The sequence below is a fragment of the Enhygromyxa salina genome (assembly GCF_002994635.1).
In the GTDB taxonomy this organism is placed as follows: domain Bacteria; phylum Myxococcota_A; class Polyangia; order Nannocystales; family Nannocystaceae; genus Plesiocystis; species Plesiocystis salina_B.
The window spans coordinates 1-20587 of sequence record NZ_PVNL01000103.1; the positions used below are offsets into that span (position 1 = coordinate 1).

18 protein-coding genes and 1 tRNA gene are annotated in these 20587 nt (G+C 68.7%); 11 read left to right on the top strand and 8 right to left on the bottom strand.

All coding sequences use genetic code 11. The annotated features are described in order from the left end of the window. Positions 1 to 1111, bottom strand: a 1111-nt coding sequence (locus tag ENSA7_RS25710) for a sacsin N-terminal ATP-binding-like domain-containing protein (RefSeq protein WP_181234104.1), incomplete at its 3' end; no start/stop codon positions are given. Between the two features lie 60 nt (positions 1112 to 1171). Further along, complete coding sequence (locus tag ENSA7_RS25715; protein ID WP_146158128.1) at positions 1172 to 2869, bottom strand: IgGFc-binding protein; 1698 nt, start codon at positions 2867 to 2869, stop codon at positions 1172 to 1174. A 188-nt stretch (positions 2870 to 3057) separates the two neighbouring features. Here ENSA7_RS25715 and ENSA7_RS25725 point away from each other — a divergent pair, with 188 nt between their 5' ends. Both ENSA7_RS25725 and ENSA7_RS25730 read left to right on the top strand, forming a co-directional pair. Then, the gene (locus ENSA7_RS25725; protein ID WP_244923908.1) at positions 3058 to 5244 is read left to right on the top strand and encodes an alpha/beta hydrolase family protein; all 2187 of its coding nucleotides are present in this window, start codon (positions 3058 to 3060) and stop codon (positions 5242 to 5244) included. 458 nt (positions 5245 to 5702) lie between these two features. Then, positions 5703 to 6224 carry a hypothetical protein gene (locus ENSA7_RS25730; RefSeq protein ID WP_146158129.1) on the top strand — a complete coding sequence of 174 codons (522 nt, stop codon included), beginning with the start codon at positions 5703 to 5705 and terminating at the stop codon, positions 6222 to 6224. 136 nt (positions 6225 to 6360) lie between these two features. Here the strand turns inward: ENSA7_RS25730 and ENSA7_RS25735 are convergent, their stop codons facing one another. Both ENSA7_RS25735 and ENSA7_RS25740 read right to left on the bottom strand, forming a co-directional pair. Beyond that, complete coding sequence (locus ENSA7_RS25735) at positions 6361 to 7494, bottom strand: hypothetical protein (RefSeq protein WP_146158130.1); 1134 nt, start codon at positions 7492 to 7494, stop codon at positions 6361 to 6363. A 189-nt stretch (positions 7495 to 7683) separates the two neighbouring features. Then, positions 7684 to 8751 (bottom strand): hypothetical protein, encoded by a 1068-nt coding sequence (locus ENSA7_RS25740; protein WP_146158131.1) that lies wholly within the window; start codon positions 8749 to 8751, stop codon positions 7684 to 7686. 272 nt (positions 8752 to 9023) lie between these two features. On the opposite strand from ENSA7_RS25740, the gene ENSA7_RS25745 reads away from it, so the two are divergent. After that, positions 9024 to 9230 (top strand): DUF2061 domain-containing protein, encoded by a 207-nt coding sequence (locus ENSA7_RS25745; RefSeq protein WP_244923909.1) that lies wholly within the window; start codon positions 9024 to 9026, stop codon positions 9228 to 9230. On the opposite strand, the gene ENSA7_RS25750 is transcribed toward ENSA7_RS25745, so the two are convergent. Together ENSA7_RS25750 and ENSA7_RS25755 are read right to left on the bottom strand one after the other, a co-directional pair. Further along, on the bottom strand, positions 9211 to 9984 hold the full coding sequence (locus ENSA7_RS25750) for a PP2C family protein-serine/threonine phosphatase (RefSeq protein WP_106091999.1): 774 nt from the start codon (positions 9982 to 9984) through the stop codon (positions 9211 to 9213). The two genes, ENSA7_RS25745 and ENSA7_RS25750, sit on opposite strands and share 20 nt — an antisense overlap. Before the next feature lie 39 nt (positions 9985 to 10023). After that, a complete protein-coding gene (locus ENSA7_RS25755; RefSeq protein WP_106092000.1) occupies positions 10024 to 10794 on the bottom strand; it encodes a TlyA family RNA methyltransferase in 771 nt (256 codons plus the stop codon). Between the two features lie 114 nt (positions 10795 to 10908). Here ENSA7_RS25755 and ENSA7_RS25760 point away from each other — a divergent pair, with 114 nt between their 5' ends. From ENSA7_RS25760 to ENSA7_RS25780, 5 genes are all read left to right on the top strand, one after another. After that, a complete protein-coding gene (locus ENSA7_RS25760; protein WP_106092001.1) occupies positions 10909 to 11103 on the top strand; it encodes a hypothetical protein in 195 nt (64 codons plus the stop codon). Positions 11104 to 11158: 55 nt separating this feature from the next. After that, a tRNA-Ala gene (locus ENSA7_RS25765) sits at positions 11159 to 11231 on the top strand. A 68-nt stretch (positions 11232 to 11299) separates the two neighbouring features. Further along, positions 11300 to 11617, top strand: a complete 318-nt coding sequence (locus ENSA7_RS25770; protein WP_106092002.1) for a YhbY family RNA-binding protein — start codon at positions 11300 to 11302, stop codon at positions 11615 to 11617. 90 nt (positions 11618 to 11707) lie between these two features. Continuing rightward, positions 11708 to 13555 (top strand): TldD/PmbA family protein, encoded by a 1848-nt coding sequence (locus ENSA7_RS25775; RefSeq protein ID WP_106092003.1) that lies wholly within the window; start codon positions 11708 to 11710, stop codon positions 13553 to 13555. After that, entirely contained in the window at positions 13552 to 15378 is a 1827-nt protein-coding gene (locus ENSA7_RS25780; protein ID WP_106092004.1) for a metallopeptidase TldD-related protein, read from the top strand. The genes ENSA7_RS25775 and ENSA7_RS25780 overlap by 4 nt, the downstream gene beginning before the upstream one ends. A gap of 1 nt (position 15379) precedes the next feature. On the opposite strand, the gene ENSA7_RS25785 is transcribed toward ENSA7_RS25780, so the two are convergent. Beyond that, complete coding sequence (locus ENSA7_RS25785; protein ID WP_106092005.1) at positions 15380 to 16267, bottom strand: hypothetical protein; 888 nt, start codon at positions 16265 to 16267, stop codon at positions 15380 to 15382. A 197-nt stretch (positions 16268 to 16464) separates the two neighbouring features. After that, entirely contained in the window at positions 16465 to 17343 is an 879-nt protein-coding gene (gene uppS / locus ENSA7_RS25790; RefSeq protein WP_106092017.1) for a polyprenyl diphosphate synthase, read from the bottom strand. A 395-nt stretch (positions 17344 to 17738) separates the two neighbouring features. Here uppS and ENSA7_RS25795 point away from each other — a divergent pair, with 395 nt between their 5' ends. Genes ENSA7_RS25795 through ENSA7_RS25805 form a run of 3 tightly spaced genes read left to right on the top strand, consistent with a single transcriptional unit; the run spans position 17739 to position 19909 of the window. Beyond that, positions 17739 to 18152, top strand: coding sequence for a CesT family type III secretion system chaperone (locus ENSA7_RS25795; protein WP_146158132.1), 414 nt, complete (start codon positions 17739 to 17741; stop codon positions 18150 to 18152). Then, complete coding sequence (locus tag ENSA7_RS25800; RefSeq protein ID WP_106092007.1) at positions 18153 to 19007, top strand: PspA/IM30 family protein; 855 nt, start codon at positions 18153 to 18155, stop codon at positions 19005 to 19007. Continuing rightward, the gene (locus tag ENSA7_RS25805; RefSeq protein ID WP_106092008.1) at positions 19004 to 19909 is read left to right on the top strand and encodes a phosphatidate cytidylyltransferase; all 906 of its coding nucleotides are present in this window, start codon (positions 19004 to 19006) and stop codon (positions 19907 to 19909) included. Before ENSA7_RS25800 ends, ENSA7_RS25805 begins: the two co-directional genes overlap by 4 nt. The last annotated feature ends 678 nt before the right edge of the window (positions 19910 to 20587 follow it).

Consider the following 20587-nt stretch of genomic DNA (forward strand, 5'->3'; position numbering starts at 1 on the left):
CCCCCGAGCCGCTTCCCCCACCGCCCGAGAGCCCGGTGAGGCCGTACTCCTCTGGCCACAGCAGCTGGGCCAACACCACCGCCAGCACGGCCCCGGCCATGGCCCCGAGCGTCGCCCGCCACCAGGTCGAGTCTCCGGCCAGGCGCCGCATCAGCCCGGCCAGCCGCTCACCGATCCCCGGCGGCCGGATCCGCGCGAGCTGGTGTTCGACGAGCTGACGCAGCTCGTTTTGGCCAAGCCTGACCAGCCGCCGCAAGCTCCGGGTGTCGCGGGCGTCGCTGCGCGACAGCAGCAGCTCGAGGCCGTCGCTCTCGAGCAGCGCCTGCGGAGCCAGACCGCCGGGCAGCTCGGGGAACCGCACGCGCGAGTGGCTGGTGTGCCCGGCGTTGGTCAGCAGGTCGTCGAGGCACGCGGCCGAGCGGACCCGCAGCCCCCGCGAGAACAGCTCGACCCGCGGCGCGGTGCCCAGCCCCACGACCCCGCGCACGTGCCCGCGCCGAAACGATGAGCTTGGCGGCGACAGGGCAAAGGTGTCGTTGACCGAGCGACCGTTGACCGTGATCGGCAGCGGCGTGTCCGGGTCGTCCCGCAGACCCAGGAACCGCGCGTTTTGATGGGCCGCCTCGAACACCCGTCGCTCGTCGGCGCCGTCGCCAGCTGGGCGCACCAACACCACCTGGGTGCCTGGGCCCATCTGGATCTGCGCGCGCTCGGCGTGCTGCAGCGCGCCGTCGAGCGTGACCTGCCAGGGTCCGCCGTCTTCACGCGCGCGGGGGCTCGAGCGAATTGTGATGCGGGTCGGATCAAACCGCAGGATCGACCAGAACCCGACGCCAAACCGCCCAACCTGGTTGGCCCGGTCTTCTTTGCTCGACGCGTAGAGCGAGAACAGGTACCGGCGGGCGTGCTCGTAGCCCATGCCCTCGCCGTCGTCGACGCAGCTGATCCGGGTGGACCCGTCGCGGTCGGCGATCTCGATCTGGACCGAGGTGGCGCCAGCGTCGCGAGCGTTCTGCAGCAGCTCACGGACGAAAATCCACGGATCTGGCCCGTAGCGATCGGCCTCGACCCGCGCGCGCTCGCGAAAGTCGTTGGCGCCCGGATCACTCACCCGGTGCAGTGTAGTGGAAATCACTGGCGGGGCTCGGGTGTATCGGCGGTCGTTCTAGCGCTAGCCAGCCGGCCCTAGATCTGCCAGCGACGGGCCCCACCCGGCGAGATAGGCGAATCCGTCGCCGGGAGCCCAGCCGCTCACGACCACGGAGGCTCGACGGCTGCTCTCGACCCGGTAGATCCCGGGCTCGACCGCGTAGCGCCGGACCAGCCACGGGCCCGCGCCATCCGCCGCCGTGTGGTTGGCTTCCAGCAACACCGCCGCCGGCTGCGGCGTGTCGTCGCCGTCGAGCCCGGTCAGCCACTCGACCTCGACGGCCGCGCCCGTGCCCGCGCTGACCAGCAGGTGGGTCTCGAAGCCCTCGGGGACCCAGACCCAATGACTGCCGGTCCACTGATCCACGGGCGCGAGCTGAACCATGGACGCCGAGCCCAGCCCGGTGAGCTCGGCGTTTGTCATGTACGCGGCCGCGACGATCGGTCGATCGGCGCTCACGCTCAGCTCGTGGTCGTACTCGTAGATCGCAAACGGCTCATCGGGATCCATGATCACCGAGTCGACCTCGACCACGCTGTCTTGCGCGTCGAGGTAGCTGAACACCACGTGGGTGTTGGGCTCGGTGGCCGCGACCTGGATCATGGTTCGTTCGTGGCCGAGCTCCGCGTCGGGCCCGAGCCCTGTGTCGCCGGCCACGAGCCGTGGTCCGACGAATTGGGTGCCGACCAGCCGCGGCGACAGCTGCTCTTGCATGTGCCCACACGACCCCTCGTAGTCGGGGATCGCCGCGCAGGTGTGGGCCGAGAACACCGAGATCAGGTGCTCTTGCCCAGACTCGACCGTGGTCCCGCTGGTCCCGTGATCGACCTCGGCAGCGTCGATTGCGGTCGCGTCGAGGCGCAGCAGCTGGCCGGGCTCGACCGGCAGCGTCACGACGATCGACACGGGCTCGGCGTCCGGGTCGATGATCTCGATCCAGGGCTCCCAGCTCGGCGGGATGTTGGCGATGCCAAACATCGGCGTGACCGCGACCGAGGTCCCCGAGCTCTGCGCGACCACGGCCAAGAACGAGGGCTCGCCGACGCCCAGGTGCGTGCGCCAGCCCGCGACGGGGTTGTGGGTCGACCACGCCGCCGTCGGCTGCAGCACGGTCGCGCTGGCGCTGTAGGCTTGGCCTTTCGCTGGGCTGGCCTGGATCACGATGACCGGCGCCGTCGCGGTCATGCGCAGGGTCGCGTGGTCGTGCAGACCGGTCCCGTGCACCTCGCTGTTGGCCGGCAGCAACACCGCCTCGTCGCTGCCCTCGACCATGCGCGACTCGACGACGGTCCAGCCGCGCTCGCCATGACGCTCGAGCGTGACCTCGACCGGGTCGCTCAGCGGGTTGATGACCACGAACCCGAACGGGTCCTGGTCGAACAATCCGGGACCGTCGAGATCGACCCCATAGAATTCGCAGCCGATGTGGCTGGGAAATTGCGCCGCGAACTCGCACGAGATCGACGACTCGCCCTCGCCGACATCGAACAGCGGTGAGGCCGGGCCGTCTTCGCCCAGGTCGTCACCGAGGTCGTCACCCCCCTCGCCCCAGTCCCCGACGTTGCCGCCGTCGCCGAGCGTCAGCCCCGTGTCCCCGTCCGCGGCTTGACCCGTGTTGCCAACGAGCGTGTCGACGATGTCGATCGAGCACCCACCCGCGATCGCCAAGCCGGCGACCGACGCCAACAGCGGCGCCCTAACGTGCAGGTAACGGGTCATGTCCGAAGCTCGTGCGGCCCCGCTCACGATAGGACGAACGCGACGCAGCGGTCTAGACCACACCCGGCACACATCGTGCGGGCCATTGCGGATACGCTTGCGCCATGTCGCCCCGCTCGTGGCACCCGTTGGCCCCCTCCGTGTTACTAGATTCCCGTGCGCGTCGTGTGACGGCGGTGTCTGCCGGGGTGACGACGCTCCTGCTTGGCTGTGGTCCGCAGGCCCAACCGCCCGACCAGGCGCCCACAGCCAGCGCGGACACCGTCACGACTCCGACCGCCCCGACGGCCGACGCCGACGCTGCGACCGAGCCCGAGCCCGAGGTCCTGGCCGTGCTCCCGCCGATCGCCCCCTCCGCCGAGCACCCGTTCTCGATCCTCGACATGCTCGACGTCGATCGCGTGTCGAGCCCCGCGCTGTCTCCCGATGGCACCCGCGTCGCCTACGTCCTGCGCGAGACCGACATGCAGGCCAACAAGGGCCGCACGAGCCTGTGGATCGCGGCGCTCGACGGCGGCGAGCCCCGCCAGCTCGACCGCCACCCCAAGGGGCTCAGCCAGCCGCAGTGGTCGCCCGACGCCAAGCACATCTTCTTCTTGTCGAGCCGCGCTGGCACCAGCCAGGTGTTTCGGATCGACGCGGACACGGGCGCGGTCGAGCAGATCACCAACTTTCCGGTCGGGGTCGGCAACCTGGTCCTGTCGCGCGACGCGAGCAAGCTCGCGGTGTCGGCCGAGCTCCACCCCGACTGCCCGGATCTCGCCTGCAACGTCACGCGCGAGGCCGCGCAGGCAGACACCGCCGCGACCGGCGTCGGCTACGATCGGCTGTTCATCCGCCACTGGGACACCTGGAAAGATCACCGCCGCTCGCAGCTGCTGATCGCCGACACCTCGCCGGGCACCGAGCGAGCCACGATCGTGACCCACGGCCTCGACGCCGACGTGCCCTCGAAGCCGTTCGGCGGCGCCGAAGAGTACGTGTTCACGCCCGACGGCCGCGGCGTGGTGTTCGCGGCCCGCGACGCTGGCGGCGGCCCAGGCGAGCCGTGGTCGACCAACTTCGATCTGTTCTTCGCCCCGGTCGACGGGGCCAAGCCGCCGGTCAAGCTGACGACCAACCCGGCCTGGGACACGCACCCGCGCTTCTCGCCCGACGGCACCCAGCTCGCGTACGTCGCCATGCAGCGGCCCGGCTTCGAGGCGGATCGGTTCCGCCTGATGACCGCCGCGTGGACCGGCGAGGGGTTCGAGGGCGAGCCGCGAGCCGTGACCGAGGCGTGGGATCGCTCGGTCGGCGGGTTCGAGTATGCGGCCGACGGCGCCCGGGTGTTCGCGGCCGTCGAGGACCTCGGGCGCAAGCCGCTGTTTGCGATCGACCTGAGCGACGGCCAGGCCACGGTCGTCGCCGATCTCGATCATGGCACCGTCGGCGAGCTCGCGGTCGGCAGCGAGAAGCTGGTGATCACCCACCACGATCTGCGTCACCCCGCCGAGCTGTTCGTCGTGCCGAGCACGGGCGAGGGCGAGGCCACCCGCCTCAGCCACCACAACGACGAGTTGATGGCGCGGACCAAGGTCGGCGAGCCCGAGCAATTCGAGTTCGTGGGTCACGGTGGTGACACCGTCTACGGCTGGCTGGTCCGCCCCGTGGGGTTTGATCCGGACAAGGACCCAAACAAGCGCTACCCGCTCGCGTTCTTGATCCACGGCGGCCCCCAGGGCTCGTTCGGCGACAAGTTCCACTTTCGCTGGAACGCCCAGACCTACGCGGGTGCCGGCTACGCCACGGTCATGATCGACTTCCACGGCTCGACCGGCTACGGGCAGGCGTTCACCGACTCGATCTCCGGCGACTGGGGCGGCAAGCCGCTCGAGGACCTGAAGCTCGGACTCGCGCACGTGCTGAAGGCCAACCCGTGGATCGACGGCGACCGGGCGTGCGCGCTCGGGGCCTCGTACGGCGGCTTCATGGTCAATTGGATCGCCGGCAACTGGCCCGAGCGATTCCGCTGCCTCGTCAACCATGACGGCATCTTCGACCAGCGCATGATGTACTACGCGACCGAGGAGCTGTGGTTCCCCGAGTGGGAGCAGGGCGGCCCCGAGTACGAGCAGTCGGCCGCCTACGCGCGCTTCAACCCCGCCAACCATGTCACCGACTGGCAGACGCCAATGCTGGTCGTGCATGGCTCGCTCGACTACCGGGTCCCCGTCGAGCAGGGCCTCGCAACCTTCACCGCGCTGCAGCGGCGCGGAATCGAGAGTCGCTTCTTGCACTTCCCCGACGAGAACCACTGGGTGTTGAGCCCAGCAAATTCGCTACAGTGGCACGATGAGGTGCTGCGCTGGCTCGCCGCGCACCTCGGCGACTGACAGCGCAGACCGGGCGGTTGCGAGCGCAGCGCAGGGCCCTGCCGAGCGGGCCCCAGCGCGGCCTACCCGAGCGTGATCCGTTCCGCAGGTCGCAAAAAACGTAGGGTGGAGTGCGCATATTCGCGCCGTAGATATGATCACAGTGACAACCGATCACTGTTGAATGTCCGAATCCGGCCACTCTACGCTGTACAGGAAGATCGTGCGGCCTGATCGCTCCTGATCACGCAGGTCGGGCGCCCACACCGAGGGGATGCGCAGACGCCTCATCGACCGCCACCATGCAAGCAACTGAAAATACTAAGTTTTTATAGGTCCAGGATGACTCGGACCCGGGTCGAGCGGCGCCCGTACAGATAATGAACCCACCAGCTGATGCATACAAAACTAGCGGCACTCCAGAGTGCCCCAGTTTGATCAGGATAGTTTTCATGACTGGGAGCTGCTACCTTGTTTCCGTGTCGAATTTCGAACGCGAAATGTCCGCAGCCGTGAAAGACGTGCAACGATCCGTCTTTCTCGACTTAATCCGTTCACATCCCGAGATGACCCTCGCCGAGCTATCAAAGCTCAGCAAAGGCCAGTTCTCGGGCTTACTGTCCAGCGTGACCGTGGGTGAGGTCATCAACGCTGGGCGCGAGTTTGACGACACCGCGTCACAGTCGGCGACGCCATCGGGGTCGTCCGGCTCGCCAATGTCATTGGGCGCTGCGGGCGGCGCTTCGGGCTCACTGAGCGCACTCGACCAGGGTGACTCGGCAGAAGAGGTCAACACCAGGACCGCCGCCGGCCGCCGCGAGTACGACCAACAGGTGCTCGCATTCGTCCGAGACTCAGACGAGGCCGTATCCGCCACCGAGATCCGCAACCATGTCGGGGGCACCTCGCTGCAGGTGCGCAAGTCCGTCGCGCGACTGATCGAAGCCGAGCAGGTCACCTGGCAAGGCAAGGCCAGGGGCACCCGCTACAGCGCGCTGTGAGCTCGCACCCGACTGCTCGGGGAAGCCGCCCTTCGGGGTGCCGAGCCAAGGGTGTGACCACGCCGACCATGCCGACCATGCCGACCATGCCGACCGACACCCCCCGCAGGGGGCCACACATGCGGCCGCACACAACCTAATAAGGTTGGAATTTTTGGGTGCTCGCGCGGCGACGATTCATGTCGGCCAGCTCGGCTGGCGTGAACGCCTCGGCGCTGCCCTTGGGCGCGTGCTCGCGGATGAACTTCTCGATCAGCCGACGGGCTGAGAGCGCCGCGTCTTGCCGGGCGTCGTCGAGCTCGGAGCTGTCGACCTTGCCAAACCCGGGGATGTCGGCGCCCGCGGTCGCGCCAGCCTCGGGCTCGTCGCACTCGTCCCAGCGCTGAAACAACAGCTCCTTGCGCGCGCTCAGGCCCCGACCGGTGTCCGCCCAGATCTTGTCGAGGTCGCCCCCGAGCCGATGCAGCCGCTTGTCGAGCTGCTTTTTCTGGAACTTGACCGCCATGCCCAGCCGCATCTCGAAGGTGGCCTTGAGCAGCTTGTGCTTGATCCGGGCGTAGGGATCGTCGCCCGCGGCGGCGGCCAGCAGATCGCCTGGTCCACCCATGCCGATCTGCGTCCAGCTGGCCTTGCCCGCCTTGTTGCGAAAGTCCACGCGACCGTCCGCGCGCAAGGTCGCGACGAAGCGACCGCTGGGATCCCGATAGACCAGCTTGCCCTTCTCGTGCTGGAACGCGTAGTCGACCTGGGCGCCCGCTGGCGCGGCAGGCCCCTGCATGGCACCCGAGCCCACGCCTGGGTTGTTGACCGAGTCTTCGTACACCGCGCGCGACCCACCGAGCAGCGCAGGGTCGACGACCACGCCACCGCCGGTTGATGGGCGCGCGCCGTCCCGCATGCCGTGCAGCGACACGCCGGGGGTGTCGCGGGTCTCGGACTCGGTCTGGGTCGGGTCCGGCGGTGGCTCCGACCCGCCGCGTGGGCCGGGTGCCGGGTTGTCACTCCGCGGCTGATCGATCGGCGCGCGCGCGTCCGGGCGCATCGCCGGCAAGCTCGGTTCATCGGTGGGCTCGGCCCGCGCGTACGGCAGCGGCACGGTCTCGAGCGGGATCACGGCGCCAGGTGTGAACAGCTGATCCGCCACGCCCGCGCCGCCTCGCCCGGCACCGTCGGGCAACAGCGAGGCCGCGAATACCAGCCCCACGTGGAACACCGCCGAACCAACGACCGCCCAGCTCCAAAACGAAGACGAACCGATCCGCTCGCTCACGGGTTCAGCCTGCCGGTCACGCAGGTCACGCAGGGACACCCCACCGCTGCGAAGTGTAGGCCATGGGCCTGCGTTTGACCCCTGACAGCGGGTGGAAGTTGGCCGCGCGTGGCCAGATCGGTCCCTGGACCGGGGCGGACATCATCTGTGTCGTGGCGGGCGCTCGGCTCGGGCGGGGAGACCGCCTGCTCAGTCTGGGCCAAACACGCCCGAGTCCTCGTCCGGCGGCTGCGCCTCGCTCGGCGCGGCGGCCCAGCTGCCGCTCGCGGCCGCCGGCTCCTCGGTGCGCATGCGCATGTTGGTCCGCGTGATCGAGGACCGGAGCACGTCGGAGGTGGAGTAGATCCCCGACGCGAACGCCCCGGTCTCGGGTGCGCTGCGGATCACGCCGCGATCCAAACGCGACACGATCAGGAAGTGCCCACCCGCGACGATGATCCCGGTGAGGAAGATCCACATGGTGAGCCCGTTGAGGCTCCCGCCCGCGTAGGCGATCGCAAACGCGCGATCACCCAGTTGCACGTACGCGGCCACCGTGCCGACGACCACCAGCGCGAGCATGATCACCGAGGCCCGAGTGCCCGCCTGCTTGTGGTCGTGGTCTTGATCGACGAAGGCCAGCATCAGGGCGTGGAGCGCCAGCGCCAGCGCCAGCCACACGAGCGCCGCGCCGACCAACCATGACACCAGCGAGAACTTGGGCATCGGCGTGGTCACGCCCTCGAGCGACGAGACGATCTCGTCGAGGCGCTCGCGCTGAAACCCAAAGTCGCTGGGCAGCACCGCCATGATCACGATCGTGGCGGTGTCGCCCGAGGGCGCCAGCACGCACTCGTACGTGACCTCATCCACGCTCCACTGCGCCCACACAACCTGCTCACCCGTGGCGACCGTGCGGATCTCCCCCGCGACCGGCGGCTGCTCGCCGACGACCGGCGCGACCACGAGCGCGAGCGCCTCGATCGCGGCCTCTTCGCTCGTGAACACCAGCTCCGCGACCGGCTCGGGTCGCTCGAACACCGCGACAGTCTCGACGAAGCGATCATTGTCGCGCTCCGACGCGACCTGCTCGAGCGGCAGTCCCAGGGCATCTTTCCACTCGCTCGCCCGGCGCTGGGCGGCCGGTGCTGCGCGGGCGCTCTCGGCCCAGCCAAGCGGCGCGACCACCCGCGCGGCCGCCTGCGCGACCATGGGCCACGCGATCACCAAAGCGAGCAAGACAGCGACGGCAGCGAGCCGGGTACGGGAATCACGCACGTCGAGAGATCCTGCCGCAAACCGCCCGCAGCTCCAACGAACTCGCGAAGGTTCACGTGAGCAAGCTCGGTTCGGCCCGGCGCATTTCATATGCCGGTAAGTAACTGTAGTTTTATTCTACGAATTTTGCCGATCCAACGACGAACTGAGGCGAATGCTCGCCAGGATTCACAATATTACCACATACAACACGTGTTATTTATCCTGGCGTCGTGGGTGATCCTGCGGCAGTGAGTAACCCAGGCATGGACGCGGACTCGCATTCCCGGAGCTTGGCCAAGGCACTCAGCTGGCGAGTGTTCGCGCTCGCGATCACGACCGGTGTCAGCTACATGCTCAGCGAGAGCGTCGCGGTGGCCGTGTCGATCGGCGTCGTGGACTCGGCGATCAAGATCGGCGCCTACTACATGCACGAGCGCGCATGGTTGGGCATCCGCTTTGGTCGCAAGCAGGCCGACCCTACACCACGCGGCGCATGATGATCGCCGAGATGTTGTCGGGTCCGCCAGCGCCGTTGGCCGCCTCGATCAACCGCCGCGCGGAGCTGCGAACGTCTCGCTGACCGACGAGCGCCTCGAGCTCTTCGACGCGCAGCACATCCGAGAGCCCGTCGCTGCAGACCATTAAATTGGTCCCAAGCGGAAACTCGAACTCGCGGATCGTGGGCGCGCCCTTCTTCTTGCCGTGACCCAGGCAGCGGCTGATCCGACCGCGATAGGGATGCACGGCCGCCTGCTCGGGCGTGATCAGCTGCTGATCCACGAGCTCTTGGACCACGGTGTGATCGGTGGAGAGCTGGAAGATCCCCTCTTCGGTGACCGCGTAGGCCCGACTGTCGCCGGCCCACGCGACCCAGATCCGATTGCGGACCCCCATGATCATCACGCAGGTGCAGCCCAAGCCCTGCGCGTCGGGGTTGGCCTCGGCGTGCTCGTCGATCGCGTCACTGGCCTGATGAAAGGCCTGGGAGAGCAGCGCTTCATTGTCGACCTGGCCGAAGTGTTGTTCGAGGTAGCCGAGGATCGCCTCGACCGCGAGCGCCGACGCGACCTCGCCCGCGTTGTGTCCCCCCATGCCGTCGCACACCAGCGCGAGGTAGTAGCCGCGGCCATCGTCCTCCTGGATCGCGATGGCGTCCTCGTTGTGGTCGCGCGACCGGCCGGGATCGCAGGCGCCTGCCATCTGGACCTCGAAGGTCCCGGGGTGGTGAGTGCGCTTGAACAGCTTGTACATGGCGAGCCGGTGCGAAAGTATAGGCGCTCGAGCGGGTCTTCAGGGCGCGGCGTGCCAGCGCAGCCACGCGAGCCACTCGCGGTTGCCCTCACGACCCGCGATCGCGGCGGCGACGTGGCCCTGAACGCCGAAGCCGAGCGCCTGCGCGGCCGCCTCGACGCTGGCCAGCGCGGCCGCTCGGGTCTCGTCGTCGCGGACGATCCCCCCCTTGCCAACCTGCGCGCGCCCGACCTCGAACTGGGGCTTGACCAGCACGATCACGTCGGCGCCCGGGCGCAGACACGGGCGCATGTGCGGCAACACCTTGGTCAGCGAGATGAACGAGCAGTCAGCGACGGCCAGCTCGATCGGCTCGGGGATCTGGCCCGGCTCGAGCTTGCGGATGTTCTGCCGATCCATGACGACCACCCGTGGATCATTGGCGAGCTTCCACGCCAGCTGCCCGTAGCCAACGTCGATCGCGTAGACCCGCGCGGCGCCGGCCTGCAGCAGGCAGTCGGTGAACCCGCCGGTCGACGCGCCCACGTCCATGCACACCCGCCCGGTTGGATCGACCCCAAACGCCTCGATCGCCCCGCGCAGCTTGAGCCCGCCGCGCGAGACGTAGGGGTTCGGATCGCCGCCCTTGAGCCGGACCGGGACCGAGGGATCGACGGGCGTGCCGGGCTTGGTCACCGCGTGATCCCCCACCACCACCTCACCGGCCAAGATCAGCGCCTGTGCCCGGGTCCGCGAGTCGCACAGGCCACGCTCGACCAGCAGCTTGTCGAGCCGGAGCTTGCCGCCGTCAGTCTTGCGCGAGTGAGCCATCGCTCGGGTTGATCGGCGGCCACGTCTGGCGCGCCCCATGCACACGGAAGATGTGTTCAGAGGCCCTCAGCGGCCGAGTCCAGTCCGTATAGCATTCCGGGTAAGCTGTCGCCGATGCTCGTGATCGTGCTCGCGCAGGCGTCGGTGGCCGAGCCCGAGCCCCCGCCGGTCTGGGAGTCGTGGCGGTGGCTGGGCACGGCCGACGAGCGGGTGCTGTGGGCGACCCTCGCCGCCGCGGCGCTGCTCGCTGCATGGGGAGGATGGCCCGCATGTCGAGCGCTGTGGCTGGCCTGGCGACGCAAATCCTGAGCGCGCCCGGGGGCCTTGCACCCGTGCGGACGTTCGGCTAGCTTGTCGGCCCCTTGGGGCTGTAGCTCAGCTGGGAGAGCGTCGCGTTCGCAATGCGAAGGTCAGGGGTTCGATCCCCCTCAGCTCCACAACTCCGACAGACCCCGGCCCGCGCCGGGGTCTGTCATTTTCAGCCACCCACCCTCGAACATCCGCCATGCCCGTCACCCTCAGCCCGCGCCAACGTCAGCACCTCAAGGGGCTCGCCCATGCGCTCGAGCCGGTCGTCCACGTCGGTGCAGCGGGTGTCAGTGAAGCCGTGGTCCGCGTGCTCGGCGAGACCTTGCTGCGCCACGAGCTGATCAAGGTCAAGCTGCCCAAGCTCGACGACGCCGGCGCCCGCGAGGCGCTGGCCAACGAGATCACCGTTGCGAGCGGGGCCGCGCTGGTTCAGCTGCTCGGTCGCGTGTTGATCCTGTACACGCCCCGCGCCAAGGATCTGCCGGGCAAGCCGCGGATCCAGCTCCCGAGCTGAGCTCACCCGCGCCTCGCCGCGCCCGCTGGCGGCCCAGAAACCTCGCCCGCGCCCCTAATAACGTGGGGGTGAAGTTGGTAAGTTCGCGCGGTGTCACGCCCGCGTACCCGCATCGATCCAGGATCCAGCTCTCGCTTCGGCTGCGTCCTGATCGGGCTCGCGCTGATCCTGGGCGGGGGCGGGGCGTGCGAGCGCGGTGATCAGCCCGGCACGCGGACGCCGATGGGCCCGCCGCTGTCGTTCGAGACCACCACGCTCGAGGCCAAGCTCGGGCAACCCACGCCCGCGCTGGCGATCCTCGAGCAGGAGCTGGCGATCAATTTCGCCAAGCTCAACTCCGAGGCCGTCGAGGATCCGGCCTACTTCATGGCCTACGACCTCGTCGATCAGGAGTCGCTGTGGCTCGCGGCCAACGACGGGGCGCTCGACAAGCGTCACATCGACCACGATCGCAGCGTCGACGTCGACCTGCGCGTCGGGGATCCGATGCTCGACAACAGCCACCCGACCAACGGCTACTACGGCGGCAACGGGCTGGGCACGGGCATGCAGGTCAGCCTGACCGACGAGCGCCTGTCGCTGGGTCAGGCGCTGTGGTTGATCACCGAGCTGCAGTACCAAGACGCGCTCGAGTCGTGGATCCAGGCGATGAGCGACGAGTCGATGCTGACCCGCGAGGACGAGCCGATCCACCCGGACTTCACCATGGTCGACGAGCCGCTGGTCCACATCGAGGCCGGGCAGCAGGTCGACCTCGAGGCCATCGCCACGCAGTGGTCACCCGTCGTCACCAAGCTCTCCGCGATCCTCGACGCGGATCCGCTGGTCCAGCAGGCCAGCGTGATGCTGCAGGCGGTGGTCGAGAACCGCAGCTACGTCGACACCGAGGGCGCCAAGGTCCAGAGCGGCCGGGTCCGCGTCCGCCTGATCATGGTCGCCACGGCCCAGGCCGAAGACGGCATGGCGCTCGAGCGGTTCTTGTCGTTCGAGCGCCACACCGCCGAGCAGCTGCCGAGCGCGGCCGAGCTCGAGGCGATGGCCGAGCAGCTGCGCGGTGAGCTGCTGGCCCTGCGCCTGGCCAAGATCGCCGAGCCCTACACCGGGCCGGCGGTGCTCGAGGGCCCCGCCGCGGGCGTGTTCTTCCACGAGATCTTCGGCCACCGGCTCGAGGGCCACCGCCAAAAAGATGACTACGAGGGCCAGACCTTCACCAAGATGCTCGGGCAGCAGATCCTGCCGCCGTTCATCGACGTCTACGACGATCCGACCCTGGCCACGCTCGACGGGACCCCGCTCAACGGTCACTACTTCGTCGACGACGAGGCGATCCCGGCCCAGCGGGTGTCGCTGGTCAGCGAGGGCGTGCTCGAGGGCTTCTTGCTGTCGCGCTCGGTCGTCTCACCGTTCACGCAGAGCAACGGCCACGGTCGGCGCGAGCGCGGGCACCGGGTGGTCTCGCGGCAGGGCAACCTGATCGTCTCGGCCCGCGAGACCGTGCCCGAGGGTGAGCTGCGCGAGCGGCTGATCGCCGAAGCCAAGGCCCAGGGCAAGCCCTACGGGGTGTGGTTCTCGGACATCCAGGGCGGCTACACGATCACGGATCGCTCGGGTCCGCAGGCGTTCAAGGTGCTGCCGCTCATGGTCTACCGGGTCTGGACCGACGGCCGGCCCGACGAGCTCGTGCGCGGCGTCGACATCGTCGGGACCCCGCTCGCGGCGTTCGAGACGATCGTCGCCGCGGGCGACGAGCCCGGCGTCTTCAACGGGGTGTGCGGGGCCGAGAGCGGCTGGGTACCCGTCAGCGCGGTCAGTCCTTCACTGCTGTTGAGCAAGCTGGAGATCGAGAAGGCCATGCACGAGCGCGACAAACCACCCTTGCTGCCGCCGCCCTCGCGGGATCGCGACGTTCGCGCTGGCGGACAGGCGGTGGCGAAGTGATCGGCGGCCGGCGTAAATTTTTTGCGCAGAGCCTCGGGCTCGGCGTGGTGGTCGCGGAGCTGGTCCCGCTGCGGGCCGCGCTCGCGTCTGGTGACGAGCCCCAGTCCGAGCTCGCGGCGATGCAGGCCGAGCTGATCCGCGGCGTCGCCGAGCTGCGCCTGCCCGACGCGGCCGCCCCCTACGCGGCCGAGCTGCGCGCGGTTCGGGCCGACAGCCTGATCCTCGACGGCTCGTACGGCGGCGTGATCGCGGACATGTACTCCCGCGACGCGCTGGCCTCGGTCACCGTTCGGGTTGGCTCGCACGAGCGGGACAACGGCAATTTTTTTGGCGCCGGCAACGTCCAGCCAAATTTTCAGCTGTGCTTCCACCCCGATCCAATCGCCTCGCGCAAGCGGCTGTGGCTCGCGCTGGACCAGAGCTACCGGGCCGCGTCCGCCGGCTACAAGGCCAAGCTCAGCGCGATCGATCGGCTGGCCGACAAGGATCTGCCGGTCGACCGGGCCGCGCTGCCGGCTGACTCGCAGGTGATCGACCTGGCCTGGGCGCCCAACGCGACCACGCTCGTCGACCCCGACAGCGCGCGCGCCGACTTTGATCGAGCCGGCCTGCGCGCGCTCGCGGGTGAGCTCTCGGGTCGGTTCTCTGCCCACCCCTCGATCGACAACGGCGACGTGATCATCCAGGTGCTGCGCAGCCACGAGACCCTGCTCGACACCGAGGGCGTCGCGCTTGGGCGGGTCCACACGCGCGCGGTGTTCGGCGTGATCGCGCAGACCCAGGCCGCCGACGGCATGGAGATCGATCACGGCCTGGCGCTGCACCTTCAGCACGCGCCCACCGGCGAGCAGCTGCGCGAGCAAGGGGCCGCGCTCGTGGATCAGGTCCTGCGCGAGCTCGAGGAGTTCGTCGCCGCGCCGATGCTCGACGAGGACTACGATGGCCCGATCCTGCTCGGCCCGACCGCGGCCGCGCAGCTGCTGGCCAGCACGATCCCCGTGCAAGCGGGCGGGGATCCGGCGCCGCTGTCGGACTACGGCAGCCTGCTCGAGTACGAGCCGCACTGGCAAGAGCGGCTCGGCAAGCCGGTCATGCCCGACACGATCGATCTGGTCGACGATCCGCTGGCGGCGGGGTTTGGCCACTACACCCGCGACGACCAGGGCATCGCCGCGCAGCGGGTCGAGCTGGTCCGCGCGGGCGTGCTGCACAGCTTGCTGATGACGCGGCGGCCCAACAAGCACATCGATCAGAGCAACGGCCACGCGCGGGCGACCGCGGGCGGCTACCTGGGCGCGACGATCTCCAACCTCACGCTCAGCAGCCGCAAGCGCGGGCTCGACCAGGCCAAGCTCGAGCGCGATCTGCTCGACCGCGCCCGCGAAGATGGCTACGAGTTCGCCTACGTGATCGACAGCCTGCGCGACGGCTCGGTGCTCGGCTCGGTCCCGCGTGACTCGGCCGCGCTGTTCACCTCGGGCCGCAAGATCTCGCTGCCGCTGCCCAGCCGGGTGTTCAAGCTCGAGCGCAAGGGCAGCGCCACCGTCCGCACCCTGGTCCGCGGGGCCCTGATCGCGCCGGTCTCGATGCGGGTGTTTCGTCGGATCCGCGCGGTCGGCAGCGAGCCGCGGACCCTGCCGCTGCGCCTGTCACCGGGCATGGCGGGCGGGTTCGGAGCCGAGCTCGGCCTCTCGGGCCTGCTCGCGCAGACCGTCGACGCGCAGGTGACCACGCCAGCGCTGCTGCTCGACGGCCTGGAGCTGGTCGTCGAGCACGGCGAGAACGAGCGGCTGCCGATCCTGGATCACCCGCTGCGGCGCTGAGCTACTGCCGGTCTTCCTTGTCGTTGCGTTGGTCCTGCAGGACCGCCTGGGAGCGCCCACCGTACTCGCGGATCGTGAGCACGAAGTGGTTGGCCAGCGCGGCCGGGATCTCGAGCTTGGCCGCCGCGTCCTGCCGCCGGTAGTCGAAGATGCTCTTTTGCTTCCACGGGTCGAACCCACGGGTACCGAGGCTCTGATCCCCGTTGAGGAAGATCTGTGAGGTCGGCACCACGATCCGCGTTGGCGCGTCGCCCTTGCGATCGATCGTCCACACCGCCACGGTGTGGTTGCCGGTCGGCCACAGCAGGCCAACCTCGGAGCGGCGCGACAGCCCGATCCGCTTGGCGACAAACGCAAACAGCGCCGAGAGCTCGTCACACTCGGCGATCGCCGTGGTCTCGGGAATCGCCCCCGCGTCGGCGCCGAGCTCGAGGGTCTTCCAGTGCGCCCAGACCTTGTCGGAGTTCGGCTGCTCGTTGGTGATGTCCCACTTCAGGCCCCACCAGCCGCCCGCGCGCGTGGCCTCGAACGCGATCTTGACCCGCACGTAGTCGAGGTAGATGTCTGGGTCGTCGAGGTGCTCGATCTCGAAGTCGGTCAGGAACGCGTGGTAGTCGGCGCGCACGCTGGGCGACTCGGCGATACCCGGGACCTCTTCGGTGATCGCCGCCAGCAGCTCGTCGACGCGAACCCGCTCGCGACCGGCGAACGGCGGTGGCTCCGGCTCCGGCTCCGGCTCCGCGGCGACGACCGCAGGCTGTTCCGCGGGTGGGGTCGCCGAGGCTGACGGGGGCGGCGAGGGTGGCGTCGGCGAGACGTCGACGGCGGTCGGCGCGGGGCCGCCAGCTGGCGACTCAGCCAGGCAAGCCGCCCCGATCAAGCAGCTCACGATGACGACGCCGCGAGCGGCAACGAGACTCGGTTTCACAGGCGCTGGTTGACGAACCGAGGTGATGGGAACTTCCAAACTCGCGTAGCGCCGGGGCGACTGACAATAGAGGAACCCAAAGGGCGACCGCCGGGGAGGGGCCCCCATGACGACTCCGTCGGCATGGGGGAGGGGCTGCGAAGCCCCTCCATCAAGAGCTAGACAGTCTTGGGCATGGGGTCGCCCAGCACGGCTTCGAGCGGGCTGGGTCCGCGCGAGGCGGCGGGGGCACCCATGCCGTTCGAGCTGGTCCGACCGGTCCGGATCGCTCCGTTGGCGGCGGCGTCGAGTTGATCGGAGGTCAGGCCGAACCGGCGCTCGCGGTGGCCATACTCACGCAGCGCCGTCCACAGCTCGTTTTCGCCGAAGTCGGGCCACATGACTGGCGAGAAGAACAGCTCGGCGTAGGCGACCTCCCACAAGAAGAAGTTGGACACCCGACGCTCTCCGCTGGTGCGGATCAACAGATCCAGCGGCGGCAGCAGGGTGCTCGAGGGCAGGTAGCGCCCAAACAAGTCGGGGTCGATGTCGTCGGGGTCGACCTCGCCGCGCGCGACGGCCCGCGCGAGCTCCTTGGCAGCCGCGGCGATCATCTCGCGGCCGCCGTAGCTGAGCGCGAGGCACAAGGTCATGCCGCGGTTGTGCGCCGAGGCTCGCACCAGGTCGGCGAGAGGACGCATGACCAGACCGGGCAGCCGCGAGATGTCTCCAACGGTGACGAGCCGGATGTCGTTGTCGAGGATCTCGGCGCGCTCGTCGATCAGGTAGCGGCGCAGCAGCTGCATCAGGTGAAACACCTCGCGCGGGGGCCGATCCCAGTTCTGACTGGAGAACGCGAACAGCGTCAGCGCGTCCAGGCCCACGCGGCGGCTGGCTCGGACGACCTCGCGGACCGAGTCGGCGCCCTTGCTGTGCCCCTGTTCACGCCGCAAGCCGCGCTCACGGGCCCACCGCCCGTTTCCGTCCATGATGATCCCAACGTGCCGTGGCAGACGCTCGATCGAGATACCGGTCCGGGACTTTGAGGCGTCCAACATCGCAGACAAGCGGGATACCATGGCCGTAAACCCCCGTCCACGCGCGCCCTGTGCCGTTTGTTCGCAGAAACACGCACCGCCGGCCGGCCCTGGGGCGGTCCTCGCCTGCACAAAAAAGCCAATAAACCCAAGATCTCGGCTGTGACAGGCGCGGGCCAGGTTTCCAGCCCACTCGGTGCGCCGAGGCGCCCGCGAGCCGGCCGCAGATCCGGCCCCAGATCCGGCCCGGGTCTATAGAAGTCTCGCGCGCGGCTCGAATCCCTGCCTTGCCGGTACCCACGCCGCGGCATAGACTCGGTCTCCGGTTTCTCGGCGCACGCTGCTACCCACGTGCCCTCGCCTCCCACTCACCCGATGCCTCCGCACACGATGGCCCGCGCGCAAGGAGCGAGGCGATGAGCACAAGCGCCGACATTGTAGAGTCCATGCTGTTTCGCAGCGGGGCCGTGTTCGATCAGCTAGATCCCACCACGTGGGTGCTACACCTAGACAACCGCCACCACAGCCGCGTGGTCGTGAAGGTCGAGGATCCGATCGTCCTGTTCTCGCTCTCGCTGTGCACGCTCGACGAGAGCATCACCAACCGCGAGCAGCTGTACCGCACCTTGCTCGAGCTCAACGCAGACTTCATGCACAACGCCTACGCGATCGAGAACTCGCGGCTGCTGCTGTCCGGCGCGCTGCAGACCGAGAACCTCGACGCCAACGAATTTCAGGCGATCATCGACGACCTGGCGATGACGCTCGACGAACACCTCGATAAACTGTCGGACTGGAAGCTCGACACCCGTGGGAGCACGGAGGCCTAAATGGGACTGTTTGGACGACTCGGGACGCTGATCCGCTCCAACATCAACGAGCTGATCAACCGGGCCGAAGACCCGGAGAAGATGCTCAACCAGGTCCTCGTCGACATGAAGGGCCAGCTCGTCGAGGCCAAGAAGCAGGTCGCCGTCGCTATCGCCGACGAGAAGCGGATCAAGAAGCAGTACGAGCAAGAAGAGGCCAAGGCCGCCGACTGGGAGAAGAAGGCCATGCTCGCGGTCCGGGCGGGCAACGACGACCTGGCGCGGGCCGCCCTCGCGCGCAAGACCGAGCACGACGAGCTCGCAGCCACCCTCAAAGACCAGTGGGAGGCGCAAAAACAGTCGGTCGAGCAGCTCAAGGAGGCCCTGCGTGGCCTCGATCAGAAGATCGAAGAGGCCAAGCGCAAGCGCAACATCCTGGTCTCGCGGCAAAAGCGGGCCCAGGCCCAGGCGACGATCAACAAGACCCTGTCGCAGCTCAACAGCAGCGACTCACACGACTCGACCTTCGCGCGCATGGACGAGCGGGTCACCCAGCTCGAGGCCGAGGCCGAGGCCACCGCCGAGCTCGGCGCGCTGCCCGAGACCTCGCTCGAGTCCCAGTTCAAGGCGCTCGCGGCCGGGTCCAGCGTCGACAGCGAGCTCGAGGCGCTCAAGCAGAAGATGGCCTTGACCAGCGGCAGCGGCGGCCAAAAGGCGATCCGCTCGGGCAGCGACGACGCCAGCGACGACGAGCCGAGCGGCGACCAAGACGGCGACGCCGCCAGCGAGCCAGACGCCGAAGTAGAAGACTTGCGGGCCGCCGAGGTCGACGCGCAGCTCGAAGAGCTCAAGCGAAAGCTCAGCTCGACCCCGTGAGCGACTCGTCGAGCGCCCCCTCGAGCGCCCGCTCGAGCGAGGAGCCCACCGCCAAGCCGGGAGAGCCTGGAAAGCCTGGGCTCAGCAACTTCGCCCAGCGGCTGCTCACGGCCATGGTGCTGATCCCACTCCTGGTCGTCTCGATGTTCGTCGAGCCGACCTCGTGGTCGATCCTCGCGGCCTCGACGCTCGCGGTGTTCTTCGCCGCCGACGAATTTTTGCGCATGACGATCGGCGTCAACGCCGACGACCGTGCGCTCGGCCTGCGCGCGACGTTTGGGATCGCGGGCGCTGGCGTGGTCATCGGCAACACGATGCTCGGCACCCACACCGCCATGGCGCCGACCATGTTCGCGGCGGCGGCCATGACCGCCACGGCCGTGCTGATGCGCAAGCGCCAGCTGCCCGACGCCGGCCGGCACTTCTCGTACGCGCTGGCCGGCTTGGTCTACGTACCCATGCTCGGCTGCGTGTGGCCGCTGCTCAAGAAGGAGCTCGGCCCCGAGTGGCTGTTCCTCGCCCTCGCGCTGGCGTTCTTGTCGGACACGGGCGCGTATTTTTTCGGCCGCGCGTTCGGCAAGCACAAGCTCTACGAGGCCGTCAGCCCCAACAAGACGGTAGAAGGCGCGGTCGGGGGCCTGGTCGGGGGCGTCGCCGCCATGGTCGGCATGGGCTGCTACTGGCTCGCGCCACAGATCCCGATCCTCCACGCGATCGTGCTCGGGCTGCTAGGCAGCGCGCTGGGCCAGAGCGGCGACCTCGTCGAGTCGATGATCAAGCGGACCTTCAAGGTCAAGGACAGCGGAACCATCCTGCCCGGCCACGGCGGCATGCTCGACCGCGTCGACGGACTCCTGTTCGTAGCCCCGCTGGTCTACTACTACGGCAAGCTGTTCCTGTAGACGCCCCTCCTAGGGGGCCACACATGCGCTCGCAAACAGCCAGCCCGTTGGGAGCGAGCGAAGCGAGTGACCGCGAAGTGCCAGCCGCCCGTGGGGGTCACAGAAGCCCCCTCCTAGGGGGCCACACATGCGCTCGCAAACAGCCAGCCCGTTGGGAGCGAGCGAAGCGAGTGACCGCGAAGTGCCAAGCCGCCTGTGGGGGTCACAGAAGAAGCCCCCTTCCAGGGGGCCACACATGCGCTCGCAAACAGCCAGCCCGTTGGGAGCGAGCGAAGCGAGTGACCGCGAAGTGCCAAGCCGCCTGTGGGGGTCACAGAAGAAGCCCCCTTCCAGGGGGCCACACATGCGCCCGCAAACAGCCAGCCCGATGGGAGCGAGCGAAGCGAGTGACCGCGAAGTGCCAAGCCGCCTGTGGGGGTCACAGAAGAAGCCCCCTTCCAGGGGGCCACACATGCGCCCGCAAACAGCCAGCCCGTTGGGAGCCAGCGAAGCGAGTGACCGCGAAGTGCCAAGCCGCCTGTGGGGGTCACAGAAGAAGCCCCCTTCCAGGGGGCCACACATGCGCTCGCAAACAGCCAGCCCGTTGGGAGCGAGCGAAGCGAGTGACCGCGAAGTGCGAAGCCGCCTGTGGGGGTCACAGAAGAAGCCCCCTTCCAGGGGGCCACACATGCGCTCGCA